21 protein-coding genes are annotated in these 24,476 nt (G+C 50.1%); 15 read left to right on the top strand and 6 right to left on the bottom strand.

Annotation, left to right across the window (positions count from 1 at the left end; genetic code table 11):
- Positions 1-79 precede the first annotated feature (79 nt).
- From DXA87_RS06680 to DXA87_RS06670, 3 genes are read right to left on the bottom strand one after another with little or no spacing between them, the layout of a single operon-like run.
- Complete coding sequence (locus DXA87_RS06680; protein WP_117503624.1) at positions 80-883, bottom strand: ABC transporter ATP-binding protein; 804 nt, start codon at positions 881-883, stop codon at positions 80-82.
- Positions 884-889: 6 nt separating this feature from the next.
- Positions 890-1,900: an iron ABC transporter permease gene (locus DXA87_RS06675; RefSeq protein ID WP_117503623.1), complete on the bottom strand. Its 1,011-nt coding sequence runs from the start codon at positions 1,898-1,900 to the stop codon at positions 890-892.
- A complete protein-coding gene (locus DXA87_RS06670) occupies positions 1,860-2,966 on the bottom strand; it encodes an ABC transporter substrate-binding protein (protein WP_117469182.1) in 1,107 nt (368 codons plus the stop codon). Before DXA87_RS06670 ends, DXA87_RS06675 begins: the two co-directional genes overlap by 41 nt.
- A 194-nt stretch (positions 2,967-3,160) precedes the next feature.
- On the opposite strand from DXA87_RS06670, the gene DXA87_RS06665 reads away from it, so the two are divergent.
- The 4 genes from DXA87_RS06665 (at position 3,161) to DXA87_RS06650 (ending at position 7,436) form a co-directional block, all read left to right on the top strand.
- Entirely contained in the window at positions 3,161-3,949 is a 789-nt protein-coding gene (locus DXA87_RS06665) for an FAD binding domain-containing protein (RefSeq protein WP_117469183.1), read from the top strand.
- 61 nt (positions 3,950-4,010) lie between these two features.
- On the top strand, positions 4,011-4,493 hold the full coding sequence (locus tag DXA87_RS06660) for a 2Fe-2S iron-sulfur cluster-binding protein (RefSeq protein ID WP_015553264.1): 483 nt from the start codon (positions 4,011-4,013) through the stop codon (positions 4,491-4,493).
- Positions 4,490-6,799 carry a molybdopterin cofactor-binding domain-containing protein gene (locus DXA87_RS06655; RefSeq protein WP_117503622.1) on the top strand — a complete coding sequence of 770 codons (2,310 nt, stop codon included), beginning with the start codon at positions 4,490-4,492 and terminating at the stop codon, positions 6,797-6,799. The genes DXA87_RS06660 and DXA87_RS06655 overlap by 4 nt, the downstream gene beginning before the upstream one ends.
- A 181-nt stretch (positions 6,800-6,980) precedes the next feature.
- Positions 6,981-7,436 (top strand): prepilin-type N-terminal cleavage/methylation domain-containing protein, encoded by a 456-nt coding sequence (locus tag DXA87_RS06650; RefSeq protein WP_199537909.1) that lies wholly within the window; start codon positions 6,981-6,983, stop codon positions 7,434-7,436.
- 173 nt (positions 7,437-7,609) lie between these two features.
- Here DXA87_RS06650 and citX read toward each other — a convergent pair whose 3' ends face one another.
- Complete coding sequence (gene citX / locus DXA87_RS06645; protein ID WP_158553036.1) at positions 7,610-9,115, bottom strand: citrate lyase holo-[acyl-carrier protein] synthase; 1,506 nt, start codon at positions 9,113-9,115, stop codon at positions 7,610-7,612.
- A 297-nt stretch (positions 9,116-9,412) separates the two neighbouring features.
- On the bottom strand, positions 9,413-10,429 hold the full coding sequence (gene citC, locus DXA87_RS06640; protein WP_117503620.1) for a [citrate (pro-3S)-lyase] ligase: 1,017 nt from the start codon (positions 10,427-10,429) through the stop codon (positions 9,413-9,415).
- A 529-nt stretch (positions 10,430-10,958) separates the two neighbouring features.
- On the opposite strand from citC, the gene DXA87_RS06630 reads away from it, so the two are divergent.
- The 7 genes from DXA87_RS06630 (at position 10,959) to DXA87_RS06600 (ending at position 17,423) form a co-directional block, all read left to right on the top strand.
- Entirely contained in the window at positions 10,959-12,020 is a 1,062-nt protein-coding gene (locus DXA87_RS06630) for a tRNA-dihydrouridine synthase family protein (protein WP_242990494.1), read from the top strand.
- Positions 12,021-12,034: 14 nt separating this feature from the next.
- Positions 12,035-12,505, top strand: a complete 471-nt coding sequence (locus DXA87_RS06625) for a hypothetical protein (protein ID WP_117469300.1) — start codon at positions 12,035-12,037, stop codon at positions 12,503-12,505.
- A 68-nt stretch (positions 12,506-12,573) separates the two neighbouring features.
- The gene (locus DXA87_RS06620; RefSeq protein WP_015553277.1) at positions 12,574-12,990 is read left to right on the top strand and encodes a PaaI family thioesterase; all 417 of its coding nucleotides are present in this window, start codon (positions 12,574-12,576) and stop codon (positions 12,988-12,990) included.
- 168 nt (positions 12,991-13,158) lie between these two features.
- Complete coding sequence (locus tag DXA87_RS06615) at positions 13,159-13,527, top strand: hypothetical protein (protein WP_117471638.1); 369 nt, start codon at positions 13,159-13,161, stop codon at positions 13,525-13,527.
- 229 nt (positions 13,528-13,756) lie between these two features.
- On the top strand, positions 13,757-14,566 hold the full coding sequence (locus DXA87_RS06610) for a carbon-nitrogen hydrolase family protein (protein WP_117469189.1): 810 nt from the start codon (positions 13,757-13,759) through the stop codon (positions 14,564-14,566).
- A gap of 120 nt (positions 14,567-14,686) precedes the next feature.
- On the top strand, positions 14,687-15,646 hold the full coding sequence (locus DXA87_RS06605; RefSeq protein ID WP_015553313.1) for a threonine/serine dehydratase: 960 nt from the start codon (positions 14,687-14,689) through the stop codon (positions 15,644-15,646).
- 178 nt (positions 15,647-15,824) lie between these two features.
- Complete coding sequence (locus DXA87_RS06600; RefSeq protein WP_117503619.1) at positions 15,825-17,423, top strand: AAA family ATPase; 1,599 nt, start codon at positions 15,825-15,827, stop codon at positions 17,421-17,423.
- A gap of 112 nt (positions 17,424-17,535) precedes the next feature.
- Here DXA87_RS06600 and DXA87_RS06595 read toward each other — a convergent pair whose 3' ends face one another.
- Entirely contained in the window at positions 17,536-18,219 is a 684-nt protein-coding gene (locus tag DXA87_RS06595) for a helix-turn-helix transcriptional regulator (RefSeq protein WP_015553315.1), read from the bottom strand.
- Positions 18,220-19,089: 870 nt separating this feature from the next.
- On the opposite strand from DXA87_RS06595, the gene DXA87_RS06590 reads away from it, so the two are divergent.
- The 4 genes from DXA87_RS06590 to DXA87_RS06575 all read left to right on the top strand — a co-directional run bounded on the left by DXA87_RS06590 (position 19,090) and on the right by DXA87_RS06575 (position 24,401).
- Entirely contained in the window at positions 19,090-19,899 is an 810-nt protein-coding gene (locus DXA87_RS06590) for a polysaccharide deacetylase family protein (protein WP_117469190.1), read from the top strand.
- 92 nt (positions 19,900-19,991) lie between these two features.
- On the top strand, positions 19,992-21,326 hold the full coding sequence (locus tag DXA87_RS06585) for a replication-associated recombination protein A (RefSeq protein ID WP_117469301.1): 1,335 nt from the start codon (positions 19,992-19,994) through the stop codon (positions 21,324-21,326).
- A 334-nt stretch (positions 21,327-21,660) separates the two neighbouring features.
- Positions 21,661-23,484: a transcription termination factor Rho gene (gene rho / locus DXA87_RS06580; RefSeq protein WP_015553319.1), complete on the top strand. Its 1,824-nt coding sequence runs from the start codon at positions 21,661-21,663 to the stop codon at positions 23,482-23,484.
- 140 nt (positions 23,485-23,624) lie between these two features.
- A complete protein-coding gene (locus DXA87_RS06575) occupies positions 23,625-24,401 on the top strand; it encodes an IclR family transcriptional regulator (RefSeq protein WP_117469192.1) in 777 nt (258 codons plus the stop codon).
- Positions 24,402-24,476 lie beyond the last annotated feature (75 nt).

Raw genomic sequence — 24,476 nt, 5'->3', positions numbered from 1 at the left:
TTACCATAATATCATAAATGCCAATCTGGAAACAGTAAAATTATTCAGCACTGCGGGAGAAAGATCCGCAGCAGAATAATTACAGAAGGGGAAGCAGGATGAGCCGCTTATGGTTCGAGATTTCCGGATCCGCAACAGCAACAAGTCTTACCGCCCCATAAATTTCAGAAAACGCCTTTTCCATATCCTGGACAGAGTCAGTTTTTGGCTGCAGCGTGCAGATCAGGCGGCCATCTTTTAAAAGCATCAGCGTGTCACAGCAGGCAAGCGCCAGAACCGGGTCATGAAGGCAGATCAGACCAGCTTTTCCAGGACGCCCATGCACTAATTCCATGATCATCCGCACCATCCGGTACTTATTTCCGAGATCCAGCGAACTGTCCGGCTCGTCGAAGAGCAGCAGCTTCGTGCCTTCCACCAGCGTCCGGGCCAGGATCACAAGCTGCTTTTCTCCACCGCTGAGCGTCAGGTAATCCCGGTCTGCGAGACCAGCCATCCCGACCTGTTCCAGAGCCCGGAGTGCCGCCGCTCTCATATCCGCGGACGGCTGGCTGAGTAGCTTTAATTTTGGATAAAATCCCATCAGTACCACATCTATGGCACTCATGGAGATCGAGATCCCGCTCTGCTGCGGAATATAGCTGACCCGCCGTGCCAGTTCCTTTGAACGCAGTCCGGCGAGCTCAGCACCTTCAAGAAAAACATGCCCGTCATGGGGCAATTCCCCGCAGATGGCCCGGAGAAGTGTGGTCTTTCCACCTCCGTTTGGCCCCAGAAGTCCGATCACACGTCCTGGTGTGTCAACAGAAAAGGAGACATGATCCAGGATCTGCCGTCCGCCGAGACAGAGGGAGATATCCTGAACAGAAAAAAAATCAGCCATTTTGACTCAGCTCCTCCTTTTCGAGAGAATCAGATAGATCAAAAACGGTGCACCGAGAAGCGATGTGAAGATACTCACAGGCAATTCCACCGCAGTCAGGGACTTCGCCAATACGTCCGCAGTGAGCAGCAGGACACTTCCGATGATCCCGCTCAAAAGACAGGATGACCGCCTGTTGTGCCCGGTGAGAAGTCTCGCCGTGTGCGGGGCGAGAAGACCGATAAAACTGATAAGCCCCGTGACGCTGACTGCGGCAGCCACCGTGAGTGTCGCGAGGAAAAGCACGAAAAACCTGGTCTTCTGGACAGAGACACCCAGCATTCGTGCCTCGTCCTCCTGCACCGACAGCGCCAGTATATGGCGGTGGAGCAGGAAAATAACGGCGGAGCTAAACAGAATGATCACAACAGGGAACGGGATCTTCGAGGCAGTGACGCCCGCAAGACTTCCCATGATCCAGTATTCGATGGAAGCCAGCTGTTTTTCCGGGTCAGCCATGAGCTTCAGCACCATGAGAAATGTCTGCGCCAGGGAGTGGACCGCGATCCCCGCGAGAACAATGGAAGAGTGTTCCTTTACTGGGGAAAGGGCGGTGAGTCCAAGGGACAGACAAACTGCGAGAAGTCCGCCGACAAACGCGAAGACCGTGGTGGACGGCGATGCAGCGGAGGTAAAAAGGATTGCGAAGGCGGCACCTGCGCTGGCACCGGAAGAGACGCCGATGATATCGGGGGACGCCAGCGGGTTCCGGAAGACCGTCTGGTAGACGAACCCGGCCACACCGAGGCCAAAGCCGCCGACGAGTCCCATGAGGGCGCGGGGCAGGCGGAGTATGGTAAAAGTGCGGACCGCCATTGGTTCCCCTGCGCAAAGATCCGCCAGGGAGATCGGGTACTTTCCGGTAGTCAGTGCTGAAACAAAGGCGATGACAAGAAATGTCATCGCCAGAGTTAAAATTGCCATTGTCCGGTTGGAATCAGTTTGCGCTTTCCGGAGTGAAGCCATAGAATGTTTCATAGAAATTCTTTTCTGTAGTCTTGAAATCGTCTTCAGTTACAACGTCCGGGTGAAGAATGGAAGCGACATAGTAGCTGCCTAAAAAGCTTGCCGGTACCGGGGAATCGAGAGCTTCGATGTCGCTCGGGATCTGGGCAATGTGTCCTTCTTTTACAGCTGTGCAGTCAGCGAGAGCGGAATCGTTCAGAACAGAGTCAACATCGTAGTCAGCGTCAGCAGCGAGTACGATGTAGTCTGGGTTCCAGGAGAGAATCTGCTCGTAGGAAGTATCTGCCCAGTATGTATCAGTGATGTCGGAAGCCGCGTTCACGCCGCCGGCGTTCTCGATCAGGGTGGACTGATACATCTCCGGACCAGCGGTCTGTAACAGAGCGCTGTTGCCTGCAAGGTATACGGACGGAGTCTCAACGCCGTCGAGGGATTTCTTTAAGCTCTCAAGAGCGTCGGAGATCCAGTACTCCAGCTCCTGGCCTTTCTCAACTACGTCTGCGGCTGTGGAGATCATGTCGATGGTCTCGAATAACTTTGTCTGGTCTTCCGGATTTACAGCGATTACGGTGAGACCAAGCTCTTCCATAGCCGGGATGGAATCTTTTAACTTTGTCGGAACGATCACAAGGTCCGGCTTTAATGCGGCACAGCCCTCAAGGTCAAACTCTTTCGCTGTTCCGACAGACGGGAGTTCTGTGAGTTCCGGAGCGCTTAATTTGTAGATGTTTCTCTTGTCGGCCTTTGCCTCAACGCCGACTAACTGGTCATCGAGACCAAGGGCGATCATCAGGCTTGTGGAGATATAGTAGCCGCTGACGAAGGATTCCGGCTGTTTCTCGATCGTAACCTCACGGCCAAGATGGTCAGTGATGGTGACTGGATAGGTGACAGTCATTTCGTCGCCGGCCGCCGCAGATGTCTCAGCTGCGGATTCGGATGCGGCTTCTGTGGTAACTTCAGCAGCTGTCTCAGCCGCGGTCGTCGTGGATGCAGTGCTGTTTCCACATGCAGTTGTGCTCACGGATAATGCGAGAGCTAAGAGCAGGGCGGAAAGCTTCTTGAGATTTTTTTTCATGATCTTTTGTCCTCTTTCAATATTTTTGTGTTGAAATTTCGTTATGTTTTTTTAACTACAACGGAATTATAACAGAAAGTATGTTAAAATTAAAGTATATTTTACAACTGTTCGATAGGGATTACACGCTTGTCTGCGCAGGCTGTGAAAATGCTGGACAGATATGAAGTTTTTGTAGCGACAAGGAGCAAAGAATGAGAGTTATCAGGGAATATAAACGTGCGGAAAGCCTGGAAGAGGCATGGCAGTTAAATCAGAAGAAGAGCAACCGCGTGCTCGGCGGTATGGTCTGGCTGAAAATGGGAAAGATGCAGATCGGTACGGCGATCGACCTCTCCGGTCTCGGACTTGACACCATCGAGGAGACGGGGGAGGAATTCCGGATCGGCTGCATGGTGACACTGAGAGACCTGGAGCTTGATCCGGGACTCAATTCATACACGGACGGCGCGGCGAGGGAGTCCGTGCGCCATATCGTCGGGGTCCAGTTCCGGAATCTCGCGACAGTGGGTGGAAGTATTTATGGAAGATACGGATTTTCCGATGTGCTGACGATGTTTTTGACCATGGACAGCTATGTGGAGCTTTATAAAGGCGGGATCATTCCGTTAAAGGAGTATGCGAAGATGCCGTATGACAGGGACATCCTGGTGCGGCTCATCGTGAAGAAAGAAAAGGCAGCGTTCGATTACCAGTCTGTCCGCAACAGCCAGACAGACTTTCCGGTACTGACCTGCGCGGCGGCAAAGACGGAGGCAGGATACCGGTTTTCCATCGGGGCGAGACCTGGAAAGGCAGTACTTTTTGAACTTGCAGACGCGGATATTCAAGCCGCAGATGTGGAAAACATGGCAGAAAATGCGGCGAAATGTGTAAAAGAACAGGTCGAGACCGGCTCCAACACGAGAGGAAGCGCGGAGTACCGGAAACACCTGGCGGGAGTTCTGGTAAGGAGAGCTGTCTGTAAGCTGGCGGGAAAATAAGGAAGAATTCCAGCCGGATCAATCAGATGAAAGTGAAAAAAATTTATAGAGGAATTATATCATGAACATTACCATGACATTAAACGGAAAGAAGATCTCCGCCGACATCGACGCGGACATGCTTTTGATCGATTTTGTGCGGGATCACGGATGCTACAGCGTGAAGCGCGGCTGTGAGACATCAAACTGCGGTCTTTGTACGGTATTTTTAGATGAGAAGCCGGTATTATCCTGTTCGGTGCTTGCGGCAAGAGCGGACGGAAGAACGGTGACGACCCTGGAGGGACTTCAGGAGGAGGCGAAGGAGTTTGGGGCATTTATTGCGGATCAGGGCGCGGAGCAGTGCGGCTTCTGCAATCCGGGCTTTATCATGAACGCACTGGCGTTGTTCCGGGAAAACGAGTACCCGGAAGAGGAAGAGATCAGGGAATATCTTGCCGGCAACCTGTGCCGCTGCTCAGGCTATGAGGGACAGCTCCGCGGGATCCAGGCGTTCCTTGCATGGAAAAAGGAGAAAAGCGGAAAGGAGTCGGAGAAGTCATGAAATATGTAAATCAACCGGTACGGAAAAAGGACGCGATGCAGCTCGTAACGGGACAGCCGGTCTATGTGGATGATATCGCACCGAAGGACTGCCTGATCGTGAAGCTTCTGCGATCTCCTTACGCAAATGCGATGGTGACATCCGTAAACAAGGCTGCCGCAATGAAGGTGGACGGCATCGAGGCAATCTATACATGGGAGGATATCCCACAGGACGGAAGAAGATATACTCAGGCAGGTCAGACCTACCCGGAGCCGAGCCCGTATGATCGCCTGCTGATCGACCGCCATGTACGGTTTGTCGGAGATGTGGTGGCGATCGTTGCCGGTCGTGATGAAAAATGTGTGGACAAGGCATTAAAGCTTATCAAGGTCCAGTATGAGGTTCTGGAACCGCTTCTTGATTTCCGAAAAGCAAAGGACAATCCGATCCTGGTGCATCCGGAAGAGAACTGGGAGAGCCTGGTTCCGGTCGGGGCGGACAACCGGAGAAATCTGTGCGCCCATGACGAGACCGGCTCCGGAGATATCGAGGAGGTCTTAAAGAACAGCGAGATCGTAATCGACCGGGTCTATCATACGAAGGCGTGTCAGCAGACCATGATGGAGACGTTCCGTACCTTCTGTACCATCGACACCTACGGACGTTTAAACGTAGTGAGCTCTACCCAGATCGTCTTCCACTGCCGCCGGATCATCTCCAATGCGCTCCATATTCCGAAGACCATGATCCGCGTCAGCAAGCCGAGGATCGGAGGCGGCTTCGGTGCAAAGCAGACCTCTGTCAGTGAGGTATATCCGGCATATGTGACATGGATGACGAAAAAGCCGTCAAAGATTATTTTCAGCCGTGAGGAGAGCATGATTGCCTCCACCCCGCGTCATGAGATGGAGATCCATGTGCGGGTCGGTGCAGATAAAAACGGCATTGTGAACGGAATCGATATGTATACGCTGTCCAATACAGGCGCGTATGGAGAGCATGGACCGACCACCGTAGGACTTTCCGGTCACAAATCGATCCCTCTTTACGGAAAGGCAAAAGCATTCCGCTTTGTGAGCGATGTTGTCTATACCAACCACATGTCCGCAGGTGCGTACCGGGGATACGGAGCGACTCAGGGATTGTTTGCTGTGGAGTCGGCGGTGAACGAGCTGGCGGCGAAGCTCCACATGGATCCCTTTGAGATCCGCGAGAAGAATATCGTAAGAGAGGGCGATGTGATGCCTGCGTATTATGGTCAGGTCAATACAAGCTGTGCGTTGGACCGCTGTCTTACCCGCGTGAAGGAGATGATCGGCTGGGAGGAGAAGTATCCGGTCCGCGATATGGGCAACGGAAAGGTCCGTGCTGTCGGAATGGGAATGGCGATGCAGGGCTCCGGAATTACCTCCGTCGATGTGGGAAGTGCGACGATTAAGGTCAATGATGACGGATTTTACACGCTTTCCATCGGCGCTGCCGATATGGGAACGGGCTGCGATACGATCCTTGCACAGATCGCGGCAGAGGTGCTGGAGTGTTCAGTGGAGGAGATCATTGTTCTTGGTGCAGACACGGATTCCTCTCCGTATGATTCCGGATCCTATGCGTCCAGTACGACATATGTAACCGGAAAAGCCGTAGAACAGTGTGCATTAAAGATACGGGAACAGATCTGCAAGCTTGGTGCCGGACTTTTAAAGTGTCCGGAGAATGAGGTCGTATTTGACGGAAAATCCGTTCGCAGGGAAGGAGCGGGACAAGATTTTGCCGGACAGGTATCACTTACCGATATTGCGACGGCTTCCATGTGCGGAAATGAGATCGCTTTAGAAGCGACCGTGACGAATTCGTCTCCGCTTTCTCCGCCGCCGTTCATGGTGGGCGCTGCGGAGGTCGAGGTAGATCTTGAGACCGGTGAGGCGAAGGTCATCAACTATGCGGCTGCCGTGGATTGCGGAACACCGGTGAACCCGAACCTGGCAAGAGTTCAGGCAGAGGGCGGTATCCTTCAGGGAATCGGCATGGCACTCACGGAAAATATCACCTATAATGCACAGGGAAAACTTGCGGAGAACTCCCTGATGCAGTATAAGATCCCGACCCGTATCGATATCGGACATATCTGTGTAGAGTTTGAGAGCAGCTACGAGGATGCGGGACCGTTTGGCGCGAAATCCATCGGTGAAGTCGTGATCAATACACCGCTTCCGGCTGTGTCGGATGCGATCTTTAACGCCACAGGAACCAGGTTCTACGAACTCCCGATCACACCGGAAAAGATCGCCATGGCAGTGGCAGAACGGGAGAAAGAACAGGCCTGATCTGGTGACATAATTTGGACAATAGAACGCCATGTGACCATATGTTATAAACAAAGAGTACAATTGTCTGTAACTTTACAGTTACAAGTACCCAATGTAACAAATAACCAGCCGGGGAATAACAGAATAACGGAAAATGTCATCGGGTACCCCGGTTCAACGAAGAAAGCTGGGGGTGTGTATGGCGAAAAGAAAGCAGAAAATGAAGAGACTGGATCATGGAGGATACTCGTTAGTAGAGCTGATGGTGGTAATTGTCATCATGGTGATCCTGGCTTCTGTGAGCATTGGAGTTTATAATGGTTACGTAAATCGCGCGAGGAGCGCAGTGTTCTATGAAAAGGGACATCGGATCGCGGAAGCGTTTAAAATTTGTGAAGCAGAACATGGTCTTTCCGGAGAATTCGATAAGCGTGAGATGGCAGAAGAGATCGGAAATATAATGAAAAAGCCGAATGATCCGGACAGCCCGCTCTATCTGTATGTGGGAGAAGACACGGATGACTGTACTGATTTCACCCTTTCCTTCAAGAATACCGGAGATGGAAAAATGGAGATCAATGGATTTACCTACACTGCAGATACGTATGAGATCAGATGGACTGAGGACGACGGCGTGAAGGTAACGATGGAGTAAGAAAAAGGTCAGCAGCTCTTTAGATAAGCAGAGCTGCTGGCCTTTTCGGCAGTCAGGTATTTAGAAGAAGCTGCCAACGGTGGAAGCTGCCGGTCTCACATACTCAGAAGAAATTACTGGCAGGGTGGAAAGAAGCGGTCCCCACGCGGCATGAGCAGCGCCTTTGGACCATCTTAAATATCCGCAATCATACCGGCAGATTCCAGAAAATAGAACATCAGGCTGACGGCGAGAAGGTCTGCGCAGCCGCCGGGACTTAAGTTGTCTGTGATGTACTGATGGTCCAGGGAGTTCAGGGTCTCTTTAAAATTTTCTTTTGTGACAGTGGAGAGCAGGCGCTTTGCCTGCTCTTTGCTTTTTTTCGCAAGCTCCGGCCCTCCCCGGTGAACCATATTGGTGTCGTCAACTTCAGAGATCAGGGTGAGAAGAGCCATGGCGGCGGCGTCATTTAAAGAGAAACCAGAGAAAAGCCATTTTTTCAGGGATGGCAGACCGATCTGGACTGCGGATGGGAAACCGGCAGCCGCCTCACCGCGGGCACCCTGGATACCGTAGGCGGTAAAGATGCGTTCCCCGTTCGTAGAAAGTGATACGAAATGTGTTCTGACGTCGGGGGCAGAAGCGCTTTGCGGATCGGACTGCATCTTGTCAGGTGTATGTCCGGAAATATGTTGGATTTCGGAATCGGGAAGCGGAGTCTGCACGTTCGGAAGTCGATGCAGATCTGCGAGAGAGCACTCCCCTAACTTCCTGCATTCCTGAAGCACATCCTCCAACGGCGGCGGAAGCTCCTGACCCGCGTGAACTTTTCCAAGCGCCCCGCAGAGGATCGCCGAGGCAAAGACAAGTCCCTTGTGGGTGTTGATCCCGCCCGTGGCGGAAAACATGGCGGTCTCAGCCCGCTGCCCGGCATAGCGAAGCCGTTCAAAGAGCTGCCTGTCCGACTCACTGCTGTGATCCCATCCCAGGCAGAAGAATTCCCGGAACCACGGGATCAGGGAGGCGCTGCTGTCAAGGAATGTAAAAAAGTCCATATCTTTGTGGGAGCCGGAGTTGTTCCGGTCCACCAGTCCCGGCTTCGGGGTGGTTGAAACCTCGTAGAGCAGTCCCCGTACCGCCGCGGAAGCCGCCTGATCAGCCGCCCGGTCCCGGAAGAATTCATGGAAGAGCTTTGCCGTCTGCCATTGGATCAGCTCCATGGAATGGGACTTTTTTTGTGCGCAGACATGGGCATCTTCCCCGCAGACAAGACAGGTTCTGGGGAGAAGTCCGAGATCATGCCGCTTTACGGAAATTCCATCGGGACCGCAGACGTCAAGGTTGAAGAGACGGCCCAAAGGGTGGCTTTCCTCGACGGAGACGAGAAATTTTTTGACCTGTATGGCCTGGGACTTTAAAAGAAAGAACGCGCAGTCACCGGTATTTTTCTCATAAACCTCCGTTTTCAGAACAGAGAAACGGGAGAGGCGGTCAGACAGTTCCCGTACTTCCTCCTGGAATGCCGCCCGGGCGAAGGGAAACGTCTTGACTGTCCCGGCAATATTTAAGGAAAACTCCACAAGACAGATCTCCCCGCCGGTAGTAAGAAGTTCCCATTTTTTCAGGACGCGCCGGTCTCTGGCGGCGCGAAGTTCCACGGAAGTCACCGGTGAGCCGGTAATTACATTATTCAGGTTCATAAAAAAACACTCCATTTGGAATTTAATTCGAACTTCCTAAATGCAGAAAATGCTGTGCAAAGACTTTTTGAACGCAGATAAGCATTCCCCCGCTTCAAGCGCGCGGAGCACTAAGCGGTGAGTGGGATGCTTATGTCAGTGGGAGTTGAAAGCTCCCACTGACAGATCGCGAAGCGACTGCGTTCATGAGCAAGTAGCGAAGCGGATTGCGAATGTCCGCTTTACTTTCGCACAGCATTTCAGCTATCATGCATCTGAAAAAACGTCAGAGAACAGGATTGGCAGGAGAATTCGCAGTTACTTAAAGCTTTCCTTTAAATACTTCGCCGTACACTCCGGCACCAGCGACAGAACTTCGTCGGTCACGCCCTGCTCATCCAACAATTTCCGAACTCTGGAAGCACTGATGACCTCCGGCTTTCCATCCGGTCCCTCTGTGGTGATCCGGTCGATCTTGATGAAGGAGATGCCGTATTTTGGGAGAATGCGGATCATTGCCTCGTTGTAGCGTCTTGTTACCGGATCAAAAGGCTCTTCTCCGGCGAAACGTTTTGTAATATGAAGGACCGGAGCGATCCTCGACGCGAACAGTGTGATGTCGAGCTCACTCTGGATCTTCGCCGCGTCCTCGCAGTCCTTTAAGAAGTAGGTCGGGAATGTAGCGTTGGAGATCATATATGGACCGGATGGATGTACGATGACATTTGGAAGATGATCGGTTCCTTCACGGACAAGGCGGAGCCGGTCTGCAAACGGGAAACAGGAACGGTTCTCCTCAACCACGAAGATATGGAGCAGGGAACATGATTTTGCCGCGTAAGTGATCAGCGCGAGATGACCTTTCGTGAAGGGATTGCAGTTCATGACGATACAGCCCACGTTCTCATCGGTATCTGTCCCGGCGAGAAATTTCTTATAATAGTTGTCCAGTCCGGATTTCTTATTCTCCAGCATCAGGACAGCTTCTGTCTCTGCCAGAGGATAAAATCCGCAGGATGTGAAAAGCACTTTGTTCTTCGGTCTGGTGATCACAAAAAGATCGTAATGCCCTGCCTCAAACCGGTTTTCGACAAGTCTGGACACGAGACTTCCGAGAGCATTCTGACCTCTGAGACTCTCATCTACCGCAAAACATTTTAAAAGATTTCCTGCGCAGCATCCGCATCCTGTGAGATTCTCATCTGAATCAAACACGCCGAACGCCGCCTCGATATCGTCCTCATAATTTAAATGATGCTTTGCGAGAAACTCCACAAGCATCTGTCTGTCATGGGAAAAACCAAGGGATAATTCATGAATACTGAGTTCTGTCATATAAAAGCACCTCCAAATGAGATAAACAGCAATGATGTCGTAATGGGACTATGAATATAGTATAGATGAAAAAAGGATAGTTTTCCAGAGAAAAGGCAGAGAAAAAAAGGGAAAATTGTAACAGGAAATTCACGGTTTGTCATTGGACTATACCAGATGTCATGACGGCTTTCGTTTCGAATTCTGCGGCACTTCGCACGCTTTAACAGTTTTATCAGTTCTGAGGTTTTCATATAGATTTCTTCTTTGATTATGACAGGTGCAGATGTGTTAGTCAATGAAAAATAGAGACGTATTTATACGTGCAGAAAAATGAAATAGATTGTGTTAATAACTGCAGAAAAATGGTTAAGTGGACGAGCAGGTCCGAATGAGTCAGAGCAAAAGAAATAAGAATTGCTGTCAGATATCCATACCTTAGCATGTTATAGAAGATTTTATAATTTGCCCTGGCGTTCCAAATGTGGTACGATAAGAAAAACAGTTCAGGAAGAACTGTGAGTTTACGAAAAGATACGAGGAACATGACATGCTGCATCTATATTTCGCCCCATTAGAGGGAATCACAACATATCCATACAGGAATCTGCACCACAAGTATTTCGGTGGTGTGGACAAATATTTTACGCCGTTTCTGGCACCGGGACCGGAGCAGGGGATGAGCGTGAAGGAGATGCGGGATGTGCTGCCGGAGAATAATGCGGGGGTACCGGTGGTGCCGCAGATTTTGACGAACCGGGCGGGAGATTTCCTTCTGGCATCAAAGAAATTGGCAGAGATGGGATACCGGGAGATCAACCTGAATCTTGGATGTCCCTCAGGGACGGTCACAGCGAAGAAAAAAGGTTCCGGTTTTTTACTTTACCCGGATGATCTGGATCGTTTTTTTGATGAAGTGTTCTCGGATGCGTCGGTGAGAAACGGGGAGTTCCAGATCTCTGTTAAAACCAGGATCGGAAAGAATGAAGTGGAAGAGTGGCCGGAGATCATGGCAATCTACAACCGGTATCCGATCAGCGAACTGACGGTGCATCCGCGGATCCAGAAGGAGTTTTATAAAGGTGTTCCGCATCTTGATGTATTTGCGGATATTTTAAAGGAAAGCCGGAATCCTATCGTGTACAACGGAGATCTGTTCACGGCAGAGCATATGAAAAAGTTTCGGGAGAAATTCCCGACGGTGGAAAACGTGATGATCGGGAGGGGACTCATCAGAAATCCGGCACTGGCAGAGTTGATAAAAATAGAAGAAGCCGGTGTGGAAAATGCCCAGGTCTGTGCAGGAACAGAAAACGGAAACAAAGAGACATCACCGGAGCAGGCGGAAAAGACAGTACCGGAGTCCAGAAACACGGGAGACAATCTCATGCCCCGGATCCGTGCCTTCCACGATGAGATCTTTGAATATTACCGCGAGACCATGTCCGGCGACAGAAATCTTCTTTTCCGTATGAAAGACCTCTGGAGCTATATGTTAGAGGAGGTTCCGGACAGTGAAAAATTAGCCAAAAAGATCCGCAAATCCCAGCATGTGCCGGAATATCTGGCGGCGGTGGATGAGGCGTTTGCGGGATGGGAGCGGACGTTTTAAGAAAGGAGAAAACGATGCAGCTGCTGATCAAACAAAGAGTTTTTTCATGGACCGATACATATGACGTGTATGATGAGAAGGAAGAACCGAAATATTTTGTAAAAGCGGAATTTTTTGCACTGGGGCATCAGATCCACGTATACGACAAGAGCGGACGGGAAGTCGGCATGGTGAAACAACGCCTCCTTACCCTGCTTCCGGCATTCGATATCGAGATCGATGGAAAAGAATTCGGAAGTGTGCAGAAAGAGTTTACCTTCTTTAAGCCGCGGTATGAACTGGATTACAACGGATGGCGGTGTGAGGGCGATTTTCTGGCCTGGGACTACGATGTGTATGAGGAGTGCTGTGCGGTGGTTCATATTTCAAAGAAGCCGTTCCATTGGGGCGATACCTATGTGATTGACATTCTGGATCCTAAGGACGAAATTATGGCACTGATGCTGGCGATCGCCATCGATGCTGCAAACTGCACGAATAAATGATCATCGTCACAGACAGAAGATCATGTGGAAAATCAGAAGGACAGAAGTAGAAATATGGAGGAAATGATATGGAGAATCCCGGAAAAGAAACGTATGTAGAACAGATGGAGCGTGTGAATCAAACAAACCCATTTATGCTTCACAACAGGATCCGTGCGGTCGCATTATCGGAAGACCGGGCCGAGGTCCGGGCTGAGATCACAGAGGATTCCCTGAATGCCATGCAGACCGTCCACGGCGGCCTGATGTTCGTGATGGCGGAGGTTGCCGCGGGACTTGTAACGAGGAATGACGGAAGAAAATATGTGACTCTGGACAGCTCTTTCCGTTTCCTTCGCGGCAGCAGCGCAAAAAACATTCAGGGGCTGGCGAAGATCACAAAGCGCGGAAAGACCGTCTGCTTTACAAAAGCCGAGGTCGTGGAGACCGATACGGGGAAGCTCCTGGCAGAAGGAGAATTTACGTTTTATTGTATGGGTGAGTAGGGATAAAAACAAAAATCCGGCAATAACACGTGTTTTCGAAACCTATCTCGGCGAGCCCTACGGGGAAAAGTCACACAATCAACAGTTCATATCAGATCCGCTTTTTTAGGATTGTTGAAAAAATACAATTTTAGGGGGGTGATTTTTATCACGGAAAAGGCGGTGTATATGATCCAGAATATGAATCAGACATTAAACCAACCGTTTGGTGATGGGGCACATATTCTATATGTGAACGGAGAGTACCGTGACGATTCCGCCATTGGAAAGCTGATGCATGATTTCAACTGCGCAGATGCAGATGACATGCATTACGGATTGCTGGCAGAAAGAACAAGGTATCTCAAGGAAAATTCGAAGGGAGTGAACGAGATGTACCGGACAATGGATGAGGTGGAAAAAGAGTGTTATGAGGAAGGACGAGAGACGCAGGCTGAATTGACGGCCATAAATCTTCGAAAACTAGGATTGCCGCTGGAGCAGATAGCCCATGCTGTTGGATTCCATGTGGAAAAGGTTGAAAAGTGGGTTAAGTAGGAAAAGAAAGATGGTGTGGGGATAAAGATAATCGGTCGATCGTAAAGAGCTGATAATGGGGGAAAGAACTGTGTACGATAAGAAAGAGACGGGGATGCCTGTCTCTTTCTGTATTCTGTCGGAATCTAAAAAATGGCTTTTTAGGGCCAAATAAAACACTGAATCTGTATATAGAAAAAGTGTGTGATATGTAGTATGATAAGGGAAATAAATTCTGTGGGAGAAAGACATGGAAAGCTTATTTGTTATGGCACAGGTCGCACCAACTGAATATCCAAAAGATAATCTCGAGAAAGCTGACAGCTTAGTAAAGGAAGCAGCAGAAAAATATCATCCGGGTATGATTATTTTTCCAGAAACTTTTATGAGCCGTTTTCCGGCTGGTACAGACATTGCAACAGCAAATGCGGTTGCGGAACCGCTGGACGGAGAATTTGTGCAGGGAATGAAAAAATTAGCCGCAGATCATGATGTATGGCTCACATTCGGAATGAAGGAGACCATTGAGGATCCGGCTGATCATCGCTGTTACAATACAGTTGTTATGGTGAATAACAAGGGAGAAATCGTACAGACTTACAGAAAAACGCATTTATATGATGCGTTCGGATACAAGGAATCCAATGAGTATAAAGCTGGAGACAAGTTCTTTGAGCCAGTAGATACTCCGTTTGGAAAGCTCGGTTTATTTGTCTGCTACGAAGTTCGATTCCCGGAGGTAGCACGCTACCAGAAGGCCAAAGGAGCTGAGATCGTCATCATGCCGACTGCATGGTTCAAAGGCGATTTAAAGAGTCATCAGTTCCGTACACTGATTACCTCCAGAGCACTGGAAAACACATTTTTCGTACTTGCGTGTGATCAGTGCGGAGGCACAGCGATGGGTGAGAGTGTAGCAGTCGATCCGATGGGAGTTGCCTTTGCAGCTGGAAATGAAAGAGAAGAACTGATTCCGGTATATGTGGATACGGATCGGATCAAGGAAGTGGAGAGCAAACTTCCATCCTTTAAAGACAGAAGACCTGCCCTTTATATTTAGCTCAATCTCATATGTTTAAATACCCCTTTTTTGGAGCCAGAGAAATCTGGCTCTCTTTTGTTTTACATCTGGGGTTTCGGATGGTACAATCAAAGCATCAACGCAGAGGAGGAAAAACATATGTCTCTTACCTTGGAAAAAATTTTTGAAGCGAAAAACAGGATCGCCCCGTACACGACGAGAACACCGCTCATCCGTCTGGAAAAGCTGGACGAGTACCTTGGCTGTCAGGTGTATCTGAAGGCGGAGTGCATGCAGATCACCGGCGCATTTAAGCTCCGCGGAGCGGTCAACAAGATCAGGATGCTGACACCGGAGCAGTTAAGCTGCGGGATCGTCGCGGCATCTTCGGGAAACCACGGAAAGGCAGTGGCGTATACTGCAAAGAAGCTTGGTGCAAAGGCGACGATCGTGATGCCGTATACGGCACCGGCTATTAAAGTAAATGCGATCAAAGAGCTGGGAGCGGAGGTCGTTCAGTGTGAGACATCTGAGCGGTTTGACGTTGCGGAGCGGATCTGCAGGGAGAAAAATGCGACCATGGTTCCGCCGTACAACGACGAGGAGATTATGGCCGGACAGGGAACCGCGGGAATTGAGATTCTGGAACAGTGTCCGGAGATCGATACGATCATCGTTCCGGTCAGCGGCGGCGGACTCATCGGCGGTGTCTCAACGGCGGTAAAGGGTATGGATAACAGTGTTAAGGTCTACGGAGCAGAGCCGGCAGCGCTTCCGAGATACAGCGCAAGTCTGGCGGCCGGAAAGCCGGTGAAGGTTGAACAGAAGAAGTCTATCGCGGACGCTCTTGTGTCCCAGATGCCGGGAGACCAGTGCTATCCGTATGTGGCGGCGAACGTGGACGGATTTTTTGATGTGGAGGATGAGTATCTGTTAAAAGCATGGAAGCTGCTCCTGACAGAGGGAAAGATCTTCTGCGAGCCGTCCTCCGCCATCACCGTCGGTGCGGTCTTACAGGGACTTGCGAAGGTGAAAAAGGATGAGAAGGTCTGCTTCCTGATCTCAGGTGGAAGCGCGGGGCTGGATCAGCTGAAGGTGCTGGAGGATGTGACGATCTGACAGAAAATTGAACCTGCCGGTCTGGCAGACGTTCGGCTGATCATCGGTAGCTCGTGATCAGGACACTCTGTTATCGGAAGGGGTTTCATAAGGCATAAAGACGGACGGTTCTTGTGATCTCAATCAGAATCAGGTATAATAAGAGTAATATAAATATATCTCGCAGGGAGGGAGTCACATGGGAAGCTATCTGAATCCGGGAAGCAAAGGATTTCAGGAAAGTTTAAACTCGGAAATTTATATGGATAAAACAGGACTGATCGAGAAGACAAATGCGGTTCTGAATACCCGGCAGAAGTTCCTGTGTGTTAGTCGGCCAAGGCGTTTTGGAAAGTCAATGGCAGCAGATATGCTGGCTGCGTATTATGACCGGGGAGAGGATTCCTCCAGCTTGTTTGCGTCTCTAAAAATCAGCGGGGCAGCTTCTTACCATGTTCATCTGAACCAATATGATGTCATCAAAGTCAATATGCAGGAGTTTCTCAGCATGACCCACGGCATGGATGATATGCTGGCCATGCTGCAGAAATACCTGGTGTTTGATCTTGTGGAACATTTTGGAGATATTCGGTTCCGGGATGAAAATAATCTGATTCAGGTGATGAAAGATATCTATGCGAAAACAAAGCGTTCTTTTGTGATTCTGATCGATGAGTGGGACTGCCTTTTCCGGGAGTATCAGCAGGATCAGAATGCGCAGAAAAAATATCTGGATTTTCTTCGCGCGTGGCTTAAGGACAAGGATTATGTTGCTCTGGCTTATATGACAGGAATTCTGCCTATAAAAAAATATGGATCCCATTCGGCACTTAACATGTTTACTGAGTATTCCATGACAGATCCTGGTGATATGGCAGAATATTTTGGATTTACAGAGCAGGAAGTATCGGACCTGTGTAAAAAGTATCAAATGAGTTTCGATGAGGCAAAACAGTGGTATGATGGATATGATCTGATTGCTCATCATCAATCGGGTGACAGATATTACTCCATGTACAGTCCAAAGTCTGTTGTTGAAGCCATGCTGCGGCACAAATTCGGTACTTATTGGAATCAGACAGAAACATATGAAGCTCTGAAGATTTATATCCAAATGGATATGGATGGTCTGCAGGATTCAGTGGTGAGAATGCTTGCAGGTGAGTCGGTATCAATCAATATTGGAACATTCAGCAATGATATGACCACATTTGCGACAAAAGATGATATTCTGACATTACTGGTTCATCTTGGATATTTAACCTATGACAGTATCAGAGAAACTGCAGCGATACCAAACAAAGAGGTTTCACAGGAGTATGTAAATGCGATCAGTACAATGAACTGGCATGGAGTTGCAGATTCCGTGGAGTCATCCAGAAAATTATTAGAGGCATTGTGGGCAATGGATGCGGATACTGTCGCCTCCGGAATTGATAAAGCGCATGAGGAAATGTCTATTCTTCAATATAATGACGAGAATTCGCTCAGTTGCACGGTCAATCTTGCATTCTATTTTGCACGGGAATACTATACGATGATCCGCGAATTACCTTCAGGAAAAGGTTTTGCTGATATATGTATGATTCCGCGCAAGACGCATCTGGATAAACCGGCGGTGGTGATTGAACTGAAGTGGGATAAAAGCGTAGCCGGTGCGCTGAACCAGATCAAAGAAAAGAATTATGGAAGTGCTTTAAAAGATTATCAGGGAAATCTGCTATTGGTTGGAATTAATTATGACAGAGTGACTAAGAAACATGAATGTGTTATTGAGGTGGCACAGAAACAGCTCTAATAGAATGGGCTTTTTGTTCGCAGCTATGCAGGTACTGAACAGTTGCGAGAAATGTAAACCGGAGTACAAGTATATCAAGATGCCTGTACTCCGGTTTTTTATGAGAAGCGAGCTATTCTTCGCTGCTGTTATCCCCGCGTCCGCTCCGTGCTTCCTCAAGGTAGTTGTAGAGCGTATATTTTGATACCTGAAGCGTCTCGCAGAGAAGAACGCTGGTTTTGGAAATTTTGAAGACACCCTTCTGGTCGAGGTAGTCCAATGCGCGGATCTTTTCCTCCTTGTTCATCAGTCCCATCGGTTTTCCGACCAGAAGCTCCGCCTGTTTCATGTAGTACTTAAGAATGTCATCCACATTTTTTGTGGCCAGGGCATCGATATCATTTGTCGGCGCGTGATGGGTCATCGGGTACTGAACAAAAGCACCCAGCGCACGCTGCGCATTCAGGAGATCCGAGACGTCCAGATTCACACAGACAGAGCCAACGATCTTTCCGTTTTCGTCCGGGATCAGTGTGGTGAAAGATTTATAGAAACGGTCTTTCGGCCCATTGGAGAAGGTCTGGATGCTGTCTTTCATCGGCTCGATGTCTTTTCCGAGCTGTGTGATCATTCCGCCCTTCGGTGAACCGCCAACCGCACGGCCACTGACCGCCGGGTTTAAGGCGTAAACGATGGTGTGATCATATCCTTTCCGGTAATCGTGGATCAGGATCTCGCTGTTTTCGCCTAAAAATTTCTGGAGTCCCTCGAGAAAACGGATCAGAAAGTCAAAGTCAAGATACTGGGAAATTTCCATAAATGTACCCCCATAAGATAAGCGTCAAAAACGGACATCTCCCCCGGGGTGTTCGCCGTATATACGCTATGTGAAAAAAATAACAAAACAGAGGTATAAAGAAATGCCTCTGCAGGCTTCGATGTAAGTTCAGAATAGCATATGACAAACTGTTTGTCAACAAAATAACATTAATGCAAACAAAAAGTTTGAAATAACTATTGACATTCCATATAGTATGGCATATAATGAAGACACCAAACAAAAAGGAAGGAAAACAAACTTTCAGTTATAAATACCCATCCTTTTCCGGACCAGGGATCCACTCACAGGGATCCCGAGTCCACCCACTTGAGACAGATGTATTTCACTCCTTGTTATAGAAAACATGCAATGATAGCGGTACTGAACAGTTACGAGATCATGCAGCTATGAAGACGCCGGATCGTTGCAGAATCACATCGTGGTGGATGTGATAGAGACCGGTTTTCTGGCAGATTGGATGCCTGCCAGGAAAATGGAAGGCCGGGAGGCCCGCTGTCTCGCCACGGCGAAAAAATTCATGTTCCCGGTGTGGATTTCCCTGAAAAGGGAAATATTATGGTACATATTGAGCAGGCAGAGCCCCTGAAGCAGCTTATCCCCAATACAGCTGTTTCAGGGGCTTTGTCTTTTTGAGGGAGAAAACAGAGCGGTAAAGTGTGGGGCGGCCGCATATATTGTATCGATGTAACTGTTCAGTAGGTCTGCGCATTTACTGCGCTGACCGTAAGAAAACTTAGAATAGAAGGCAAAAATCCTATCGGCACAGCCGATTTGGAATGGATTTTTGCGCGTAACTGTGAGTACCGAACAGTTACGTATCGGTAATACATGCAGCTGGAGGAGCGTATGAAATTCAAACAGAAAGTTTTTATTTTTATTGTGATCCTGATCGTGGATATGATCCTGGCTTGGGGGGCAGTGCGGATGTGGAAGGGAAGAGGGGAAATATTTGATACGCACGAGGGAAAACCGGTCGATACGGGAAGAATCCCTGTGCCGGGCGAAGGGATGACCACTGAGGTTTCGGGACATGATCACAGCGGAGCCGGACGATCGGAAAAGGCTGTATCAGATCTGTACGGCCAGCAGGAAGACATCGCAAAAAAGTATACGGCACTCACCTTTGATGACGGCCCGAATCCCAAATACACAAAGCCGCTCTTAGACGGCCTCAGGGAACGCGGAATCCGCGTGACCTTTTTCCTCGTGGGCGAATGCATCGACGGAAATGAAGATCTCGTAAAGCAGATGGCAAAGGACGGACATCTCATTGGTGTTCACTGCCTGACCCACAAAGACCTCACAAAAGAGAAGCTTTCCGACGCAGTGAAAGAACTCTGTGACACACGGGAGAAGATCCGGGCAGTAACCGGGGACTGGCCGGAGTATGTCCGTCCGCCATATGGGAGCTGGAATGCGAAGCTGGAGGAGGCTGTGGACATGATTCCCGTATTCTGGGATGTGGACTCCATCGACTGGCGGTTGAAAAATACGGAGAAAGTCACCGCAAAAGTGGTGAAAGATACGGAGGACGGGGACATTATCCTGATGCATGACGAGTTCAAAACCTCTGTGGAAGCGGCGTTCCGGATCATTGACAACCTGACAGCGAAAGGGTATACTTTTGTTACAGTAGACGAACTGATGGTCGATTAAGACCTGCAAAAAGAGCGGTAATGGATGCAGCGCGCAGATGGTGATATTTCATGCGGAAACGGAGCGCTGCAAAACGCAGAAAGGCAGCAGCCATGGATTTATTTGACTATATGAGAGCGAACACGATGGAAAAGGAGTCGCCGTTAGCATCCAGGATGCGTCCGACGACTCTGGACGAGGTGGTCGGGCAGAAACATATTATCGGGAAGGACAAGCTCCTCTACCGCGCGATCAAGGCGGATAAGCTTGGATCCGTGATCTTTTACGGTCCGCCGGGAACGGGAAAGACGACTCTGGCGAAAGTGATCGCGAACACGACAAGTGCCCGGTTCGAGCAGATCAATGCGACTGTAGCCGGGAAAAAAGATATGGAAGAGATTGTAAAGAACGCCAAGGATTCCATCGGTATGTACGGGCAGAAGACGATCCTCTTCGTGGACGAGATCCATCGCTTTAATAAGTCCCAGCAGGACTATCTGCTTCCGTTTGTTGAGGATGGAACGATCACCCTGATCGGCGCGACAACGGAGAATCCGTACTTTGAGGTGAACAACGCCCTGCTGTCAAGATCCAGGATCTTTGAGTTAAAACCGCTGGAAAAGCAGGATATCCGGGAACTTGTGATGCGGGCGGTTTATGATACGGAAAAAGGAATGGGAACCTACGGCGCCGATATTACCGACGAGGCGGCGGATTTCCTGGCGGATGTGGCGAACGGCGACGCGAGAGCGGCGTTGAACGCAGTGGAGCTGGGAATCCTGACGACAGATAAATCCGATGACGGAAAGATCCATATCACGATCGATGTGGCGGCGGAATGTATCCAGAAACGGGTGGTGCGCTATGACCATGACGGGGACAACCACTACGATACGATCTCCGCGTTCATTAAGAGCATGCGTGGTTCTGACCCGGACGCTGCGGTCTACTACCTGGCGCGGATGCTGTATGCCGGCGAGGACGTGAAATTTATTGCCCGACGGATCATGATCTGTGCGTCGGAGGACGTGGGGAACGCGGACCCGAACGCCCTGGTGGTGGCGGTGAGCGCGGCCCAGGCCGTTGAGCGGATCGGCATGCCGGAGAGCCAGATCATCCTCTCCCAGGCGGCAGCTTATGTCGCCACCGCGCCGAAGAGCAACGCGGCATACATGGGGATCGCAAAAGCGATGAAGACCGTGGCGGATACGCGGACCATGCCGGTACCTGCCCATCTTCAGGACAGGCACTACAAGGGCGCTGAAAAGCTTGGACATGGTCTCGGCTACAAGTATGCCCACGACTACCCGAACCACTATGTCACCCAGCAGTACCTGCCGGACGGAATGGAGGGAATGCGGTTCTATGAGCCGTCGGAGAACGGGTATGAGAAGAAGATCCGGGAGCATATGGAGTTTATCAAGAGAGAAGCCGGGGAGACAGAATAAGGAATTTTGTGAAATAATTCGCTGAGCTGCCTGAGCGCTGTATACGCGGTAAGACAATTAAGCTGTAGATGCTGCAGACAATAAAGAAAGAGGGAACTGTGCAGATGCTTCGTATTCCAAATCTGTAAAATTCCCTCTTTCTTTTTTATAATGTGTGCGTTATAATGAGATATACTGATCCTCCGATACTGCGTAATTGCGGTGATCCCATCGGAGAAGAGTTTCAAATCTAATGGTTCAAAAGCAGCCGGGCCGGGGACGGAGAGGCTGTTACAATCTTTTATGATTCCCAACGAGACGATAAAACCGGAATAAGAATGAAGGAGTATCCATTATGCGTGAAAAATTAGCGACATTACCGCTGACTCAGTTAAAAGAGCTGGCAAAGAGCCAGGGAATCAAGAATATCAGCGGCTTACGAAAAGCAGAATTAATTGACCGTCTCTGCGAGACAGCGGAGAGCGCCGACAGCCAAAAGGCAGCGGCGGGAAACAGTGAAAATAGAGAAAGTACAGCAGTGCCGGCACAGGGGACAGCTGTAGAGGCAGCAGCTTCTGGAAACGGTTTTGGAAGCGCGAGAACGGAAAGCGCGGCACCGGAGAGGGCGTCTGCGGCATCAGAGCGTGCAGACCGTCAGGAACATACAGGACGTCAGGAGAGAACCGAACGCTATGAGAGATCTGATCGTCAGGACCGCGGCGAGCGCCAGATGAGAAATGACCGCCAGGGCGGATACCAGAGCCGCCAGAATAACTACAGAGAACGCCAGAATAATTACCAGGACCGTCAGGGCAGCTATCAGGACCGTCAGAGCGGCAGTTATCAGGACAGACAGAACAGCCAGTCCGCAGGCCAGGATGCACAGACACAGGGCACTTCCTATCAGGACCGCCAGAGCCAGAACAGTGTCCAGGACGCCCAGGGCATCCAGGAGAGCACAAGAACCTATCAGGCAGGTTACCAGACAAGAAACCAGGGAACCCAGAGCTACACTGCGGACCCGAAGAACGACCTCCAGGACCTTGACAGCGGCATCGAGGCAAACGGAATCCTGGAAGTTATGCCGGATGGCTTCGGATTTATCCGCTGCGAGAACTTCCTCCCGGGCGACAACGACGTCTATGTAGCTCCGTCCCAGATCCGCCGCTTCAATATGAAGACCGGTGATATCATCCGCGGAAGCCGCAGAGTGAAATCCGCAACAGAGAAATTTGCGGCACTCCTCTATGTGAAGACGATCAACGGCTACCCGACAAGTGTCGTGGAACGCCGCCCGAACTTTGAGGACCTGACCCCGATCTTCCCGAACCAGAGATTGAATCTGGAAGTCAGAGGCGGAAAAAATACGACGGCCATGAGAGTCATGGATCTTCTCGCCCCCATCGGTAAAGGACAGCGTGGTCTTATCGTGTCCCCGCCGAAGGCAGGTAAGACGACCCTGTTAAAACAGGTGGCAAAAGCCGTGACGACAAACTATCCAGACATGCATATGATCATCCTCCTGATTGACGAGCGTCCGGAGGAAGTCACAGATATCAAGGAATCTGTTGTGGGACCGAACGTGGAAGTCATCTATTCCACCTTCGACGAGCTCCCGGAGCGCCACAAACGCGTTTCTGAGATGGTGATCGAGCGCGCGCGACGTCTTGTAGAGCATGGACGCGACGTGATGATCCTTCTGGATAGTATTACGAGACTGGCGAGAGCCTACAACCTCGTTGTTCCGCCTAGCGGACGCACACTTTCCGGCGGTCTTGATCCGGCGGCTCTCCACATGCCGAAGCGATTCTTCGGTGCAGCGAGAAACATGAGAGAGGGCGGAAGCTTAACGATCCTCGCAACAGCCCTCGTCGATACCGGAAGCCGTATGGATGACGTGATCTACGAGGAATTTAAGGGTACCGGCAACATGGAACTTGTACTCGACAGAAAACTTTCCGAGAAGAGGATCTTCCCGGCCATCGATATCTTAAAGTCCGGCACAAGACGCGACGACCTCCTGCTTACGAGCGAGGAAGCGGAAGCTGTGGATATCGTCCGCAAGGCGACAAACTCCATGAAGGCAGAAGAATCTGTGGAGAAGATCCTGGATATGTTTGCCCGCACAAGGACGAACAGAGAGTTCGTGGAAATGACGAAGAAGACACGGTTTATATGATCGGCAGTGGACTGCACGGCAATCCGCAGATTTGCCAAACAGGCATAAATTAAGAAATTGCGCAGGAAGCTGCAGTTATATCTGCGCGAATACCCGGCTGGCAGGAATGATCTGCCGGATTAGATAGGAGAACAAGCAGAATGGAAGAAACAGGAAAAAATCCGATCCAGGTTGCGGAGCGCCTGTTCCAGGTGATCGAGCGTCTGGCGGAAAATGGTCCTATGGGGATCATGGATCTGAGCGCTGAGCTTGGATTTCATAAGAGCACGACGCACCGCCTCGTGACATCGCTCCAGTACATGGGCTATATCCGTCAGGATGAGGAATCCTTAAAATATGCGCTGTCCTTAAAATTTCTGGAAATCGGAAGTAAGATCCTGGAACAGACGAATATGGCGTCCCTGATCCATCCGTCTCTGAAGAAGCTCTCGGAGCAGACGGGAGAGACGGTACATCTGGTCCGCAGAGAGGGAACGGAGGCCGTGTATATCGATAAAGTGGAGTCCACAGTCAGCTCGATCCGCATGGTGTCGAGAGTTGGGAGCCGGATCCCGTTATACTGCTCCGGTGTCGGCAAAGCGCTGCTTGCGGAATTGCCGGATCCTGAGATCGAAGATATCTGGAACAGTTCTGAGATCACCTCCCTGACACCGTATACAGTGACGAGTCTGTCAGATCTCATGGATCGGATCCGCGGGGTTCGGGAAGCCGGATATGCGATGGATGATGAGGAGAACGAGGAAGGTGTACGCTGTATTGCGGTCAGCATCCCGGACTACCACAAGGAACCGGTCTATGCCCTCAGCATCTCCGCCCCTGTAAGCCGCATGACTGATGCCCGGATCGCGGAGCTTTCCACAGATGTGCTGACGTTTAAGAAGGATCTGGAGAAGACACTGGGATTTTCCAGAAGCTGAGAAAAATGGTGCAGGCAGCATATAGTTACTGGACACAGGCAGGAATTTTCTGAACTGAAAATTCCGTACAATACA

It is taken from the genome of Desulfotomaculum sp. OF05-3 (assembly GCF_003435535.1).
In the GTDB taxonomy this organism is placed as follows: domain Bacteria; phylum Bacillota; class Clostridia; order Lachnospirales; family Lachnospiraceae; genus Pilosibacter; species Pilosibacter fragilis.
This window is presented reverse-complemented; position numbering and strand designations above follow the sequence as displayed.

Excerpts from the sequence above, each read along its gene's own strand:
- DXA87_RS06680 (WP_117503624.1), bottom strand. The coding sequence starts at position 883 with ATGGCTGATTTTTTTTCTGTTCAGGATATCTCCCTCTGTCTCGGCGGA.
- DXA87_RS06675 (WP_117503623.1), bottom strand. The coding sequence starts at position 1,900 with ATGAAACATTCTATGGCTTCACTCCGGAAAGCGCAAACTGATTCCAAC.
- DXA87_RS06670 (WP_117469182.1), bottom strand. The coding sequence starts at position 2,966 with ATGAAAAAAAATCTCAAGAAGCTTTCCGCCCTGCTCTTAGCTCTCGCA.
- DXA87_RS06665 (WP_117469183.1), top strand. The coding sequence starts at position 3,161 with ATGAGAGTTATCAGGGAATATAAACGTGCGGAAAGCCTGGAAGAGGCA.
- DXA87_RS06660 (WP_015553264.1), top strand. The coding sequence starts at position 4,011 with ATGAACATTACCATGACATTAAACGGAAAGAAGATCTCCGCCGACATC.
- DXA87_RS06655 (WP_117503622.1), top strand. The coding sequence starts at position 4,490 with ATGAAATATGTAAATCAACCGGTACGGAAAAAGGACGCGATGCAGCTC.
- DXA87_RS06650 (WP_199537909.1), top strand. The coding sequence starts at position 6,981 with ATGGCGAAAAGAAAGCAGAAAATGAAGAGACTGGATCATGGAGGATAC.
- citX (WP_158553036.1), bottom strand. The coding sequence starts at position 9,115 with ATGAACCTGAATAATGTAATTACCGGCTCACCGGTGACTTCCGTGGAA.
- citC (WP_117503620.1), bottom strand. The coding sequence starts at position 10,429 with ATGACAGAACTCAGTATTCATGAATTATCCCTTGGTTTTTCCCATGAC.
- DXA87_RS06630 (WP_242990494.1), top strand. The coding sequence starts at position 10,959 with ATGCTGCATCTATATTTCGCCCCATTAGAGGGAATCACAACATATCCA.
- DXA87_RS06625 (WP_117469300.1), top strand. The coding sequence starts at position 12,035 with ATGCAGCTGCTGATCAAACAAAGAGTTTTTTCATGGACCGATACATAT.
- DXA87_RS06620 (WP_015553277.1), top strand. The coding sequence starts at position 12,574 with ATGGAGAATCCCGGAAAAGAAACGTATGTAGAACAGATGGAGCGTGTG.
- DXA87_RS06615 (WP_117471638.1), top strand. The coding sequence starts at position 13,159 with ATGATCCAGAATATGAATCAGACATTAAACCAACCGTTTGGTGATGGG.
- DXA87_RS06610 (WP_117469189.1), top strand. The coding sequence starts at position 13,757 with ATGGAAAGCTTATTTGTTATGGCACAGGTCGCACCAACTGAATATCCA.
- DXA87_RS06605 (WP_015553313.1), top strand. The coding sequence starts at position 14,687 with ATGTCTCTTACCTTGGAAAAAATTTTTGAAGCGAAAAACAGGATCGCC.
- DXA87_RS06600 (WP_117503619.1), top strand. The coding sequence starts at position 15,825 with ATGGGAAGCTATCTGAATCCGGGAAGCAAAGGATTTCAGGAAAGTTTA.
- DXA87_RS06595 (WP_015553315.1), bottom strand. The coding sequence starts at position 18,219 with ATGGAAATTTCCCAGTATCTTGACTTTGACTTTCTGATCCGTTTTCTC.
- DXA87_RS06590 (WP_117469190.1), top strand. The coding sequence starts at position 19,090 with ATGAAATTCAAACAGAAAGTTTTTATTTTTATTGTGATCCTGATCGTG.
- DXA87_RS06585 (WP_117469301.1), top strand. The coding sequence starts at position 19,992 with ATGGATTTATTTGACTATATGAGAGCGAACACGATGGAAAAGGAGTCG.
- rho (WP_015553319.1), top strand. The coding sequence starts at position 21,661 with ATGCGTGAAAAATTAGCGACATTACCGCTGACTCAGTTAAAAGAGCTG.
- DXA87_RS06575 (WP_117469192.1), top strand. The coding sequence starts at position 23,625 with ATGGAAGAAACAGGAAAAAATCCGATCCAGGTTGCGGAGCGCCTGTTC.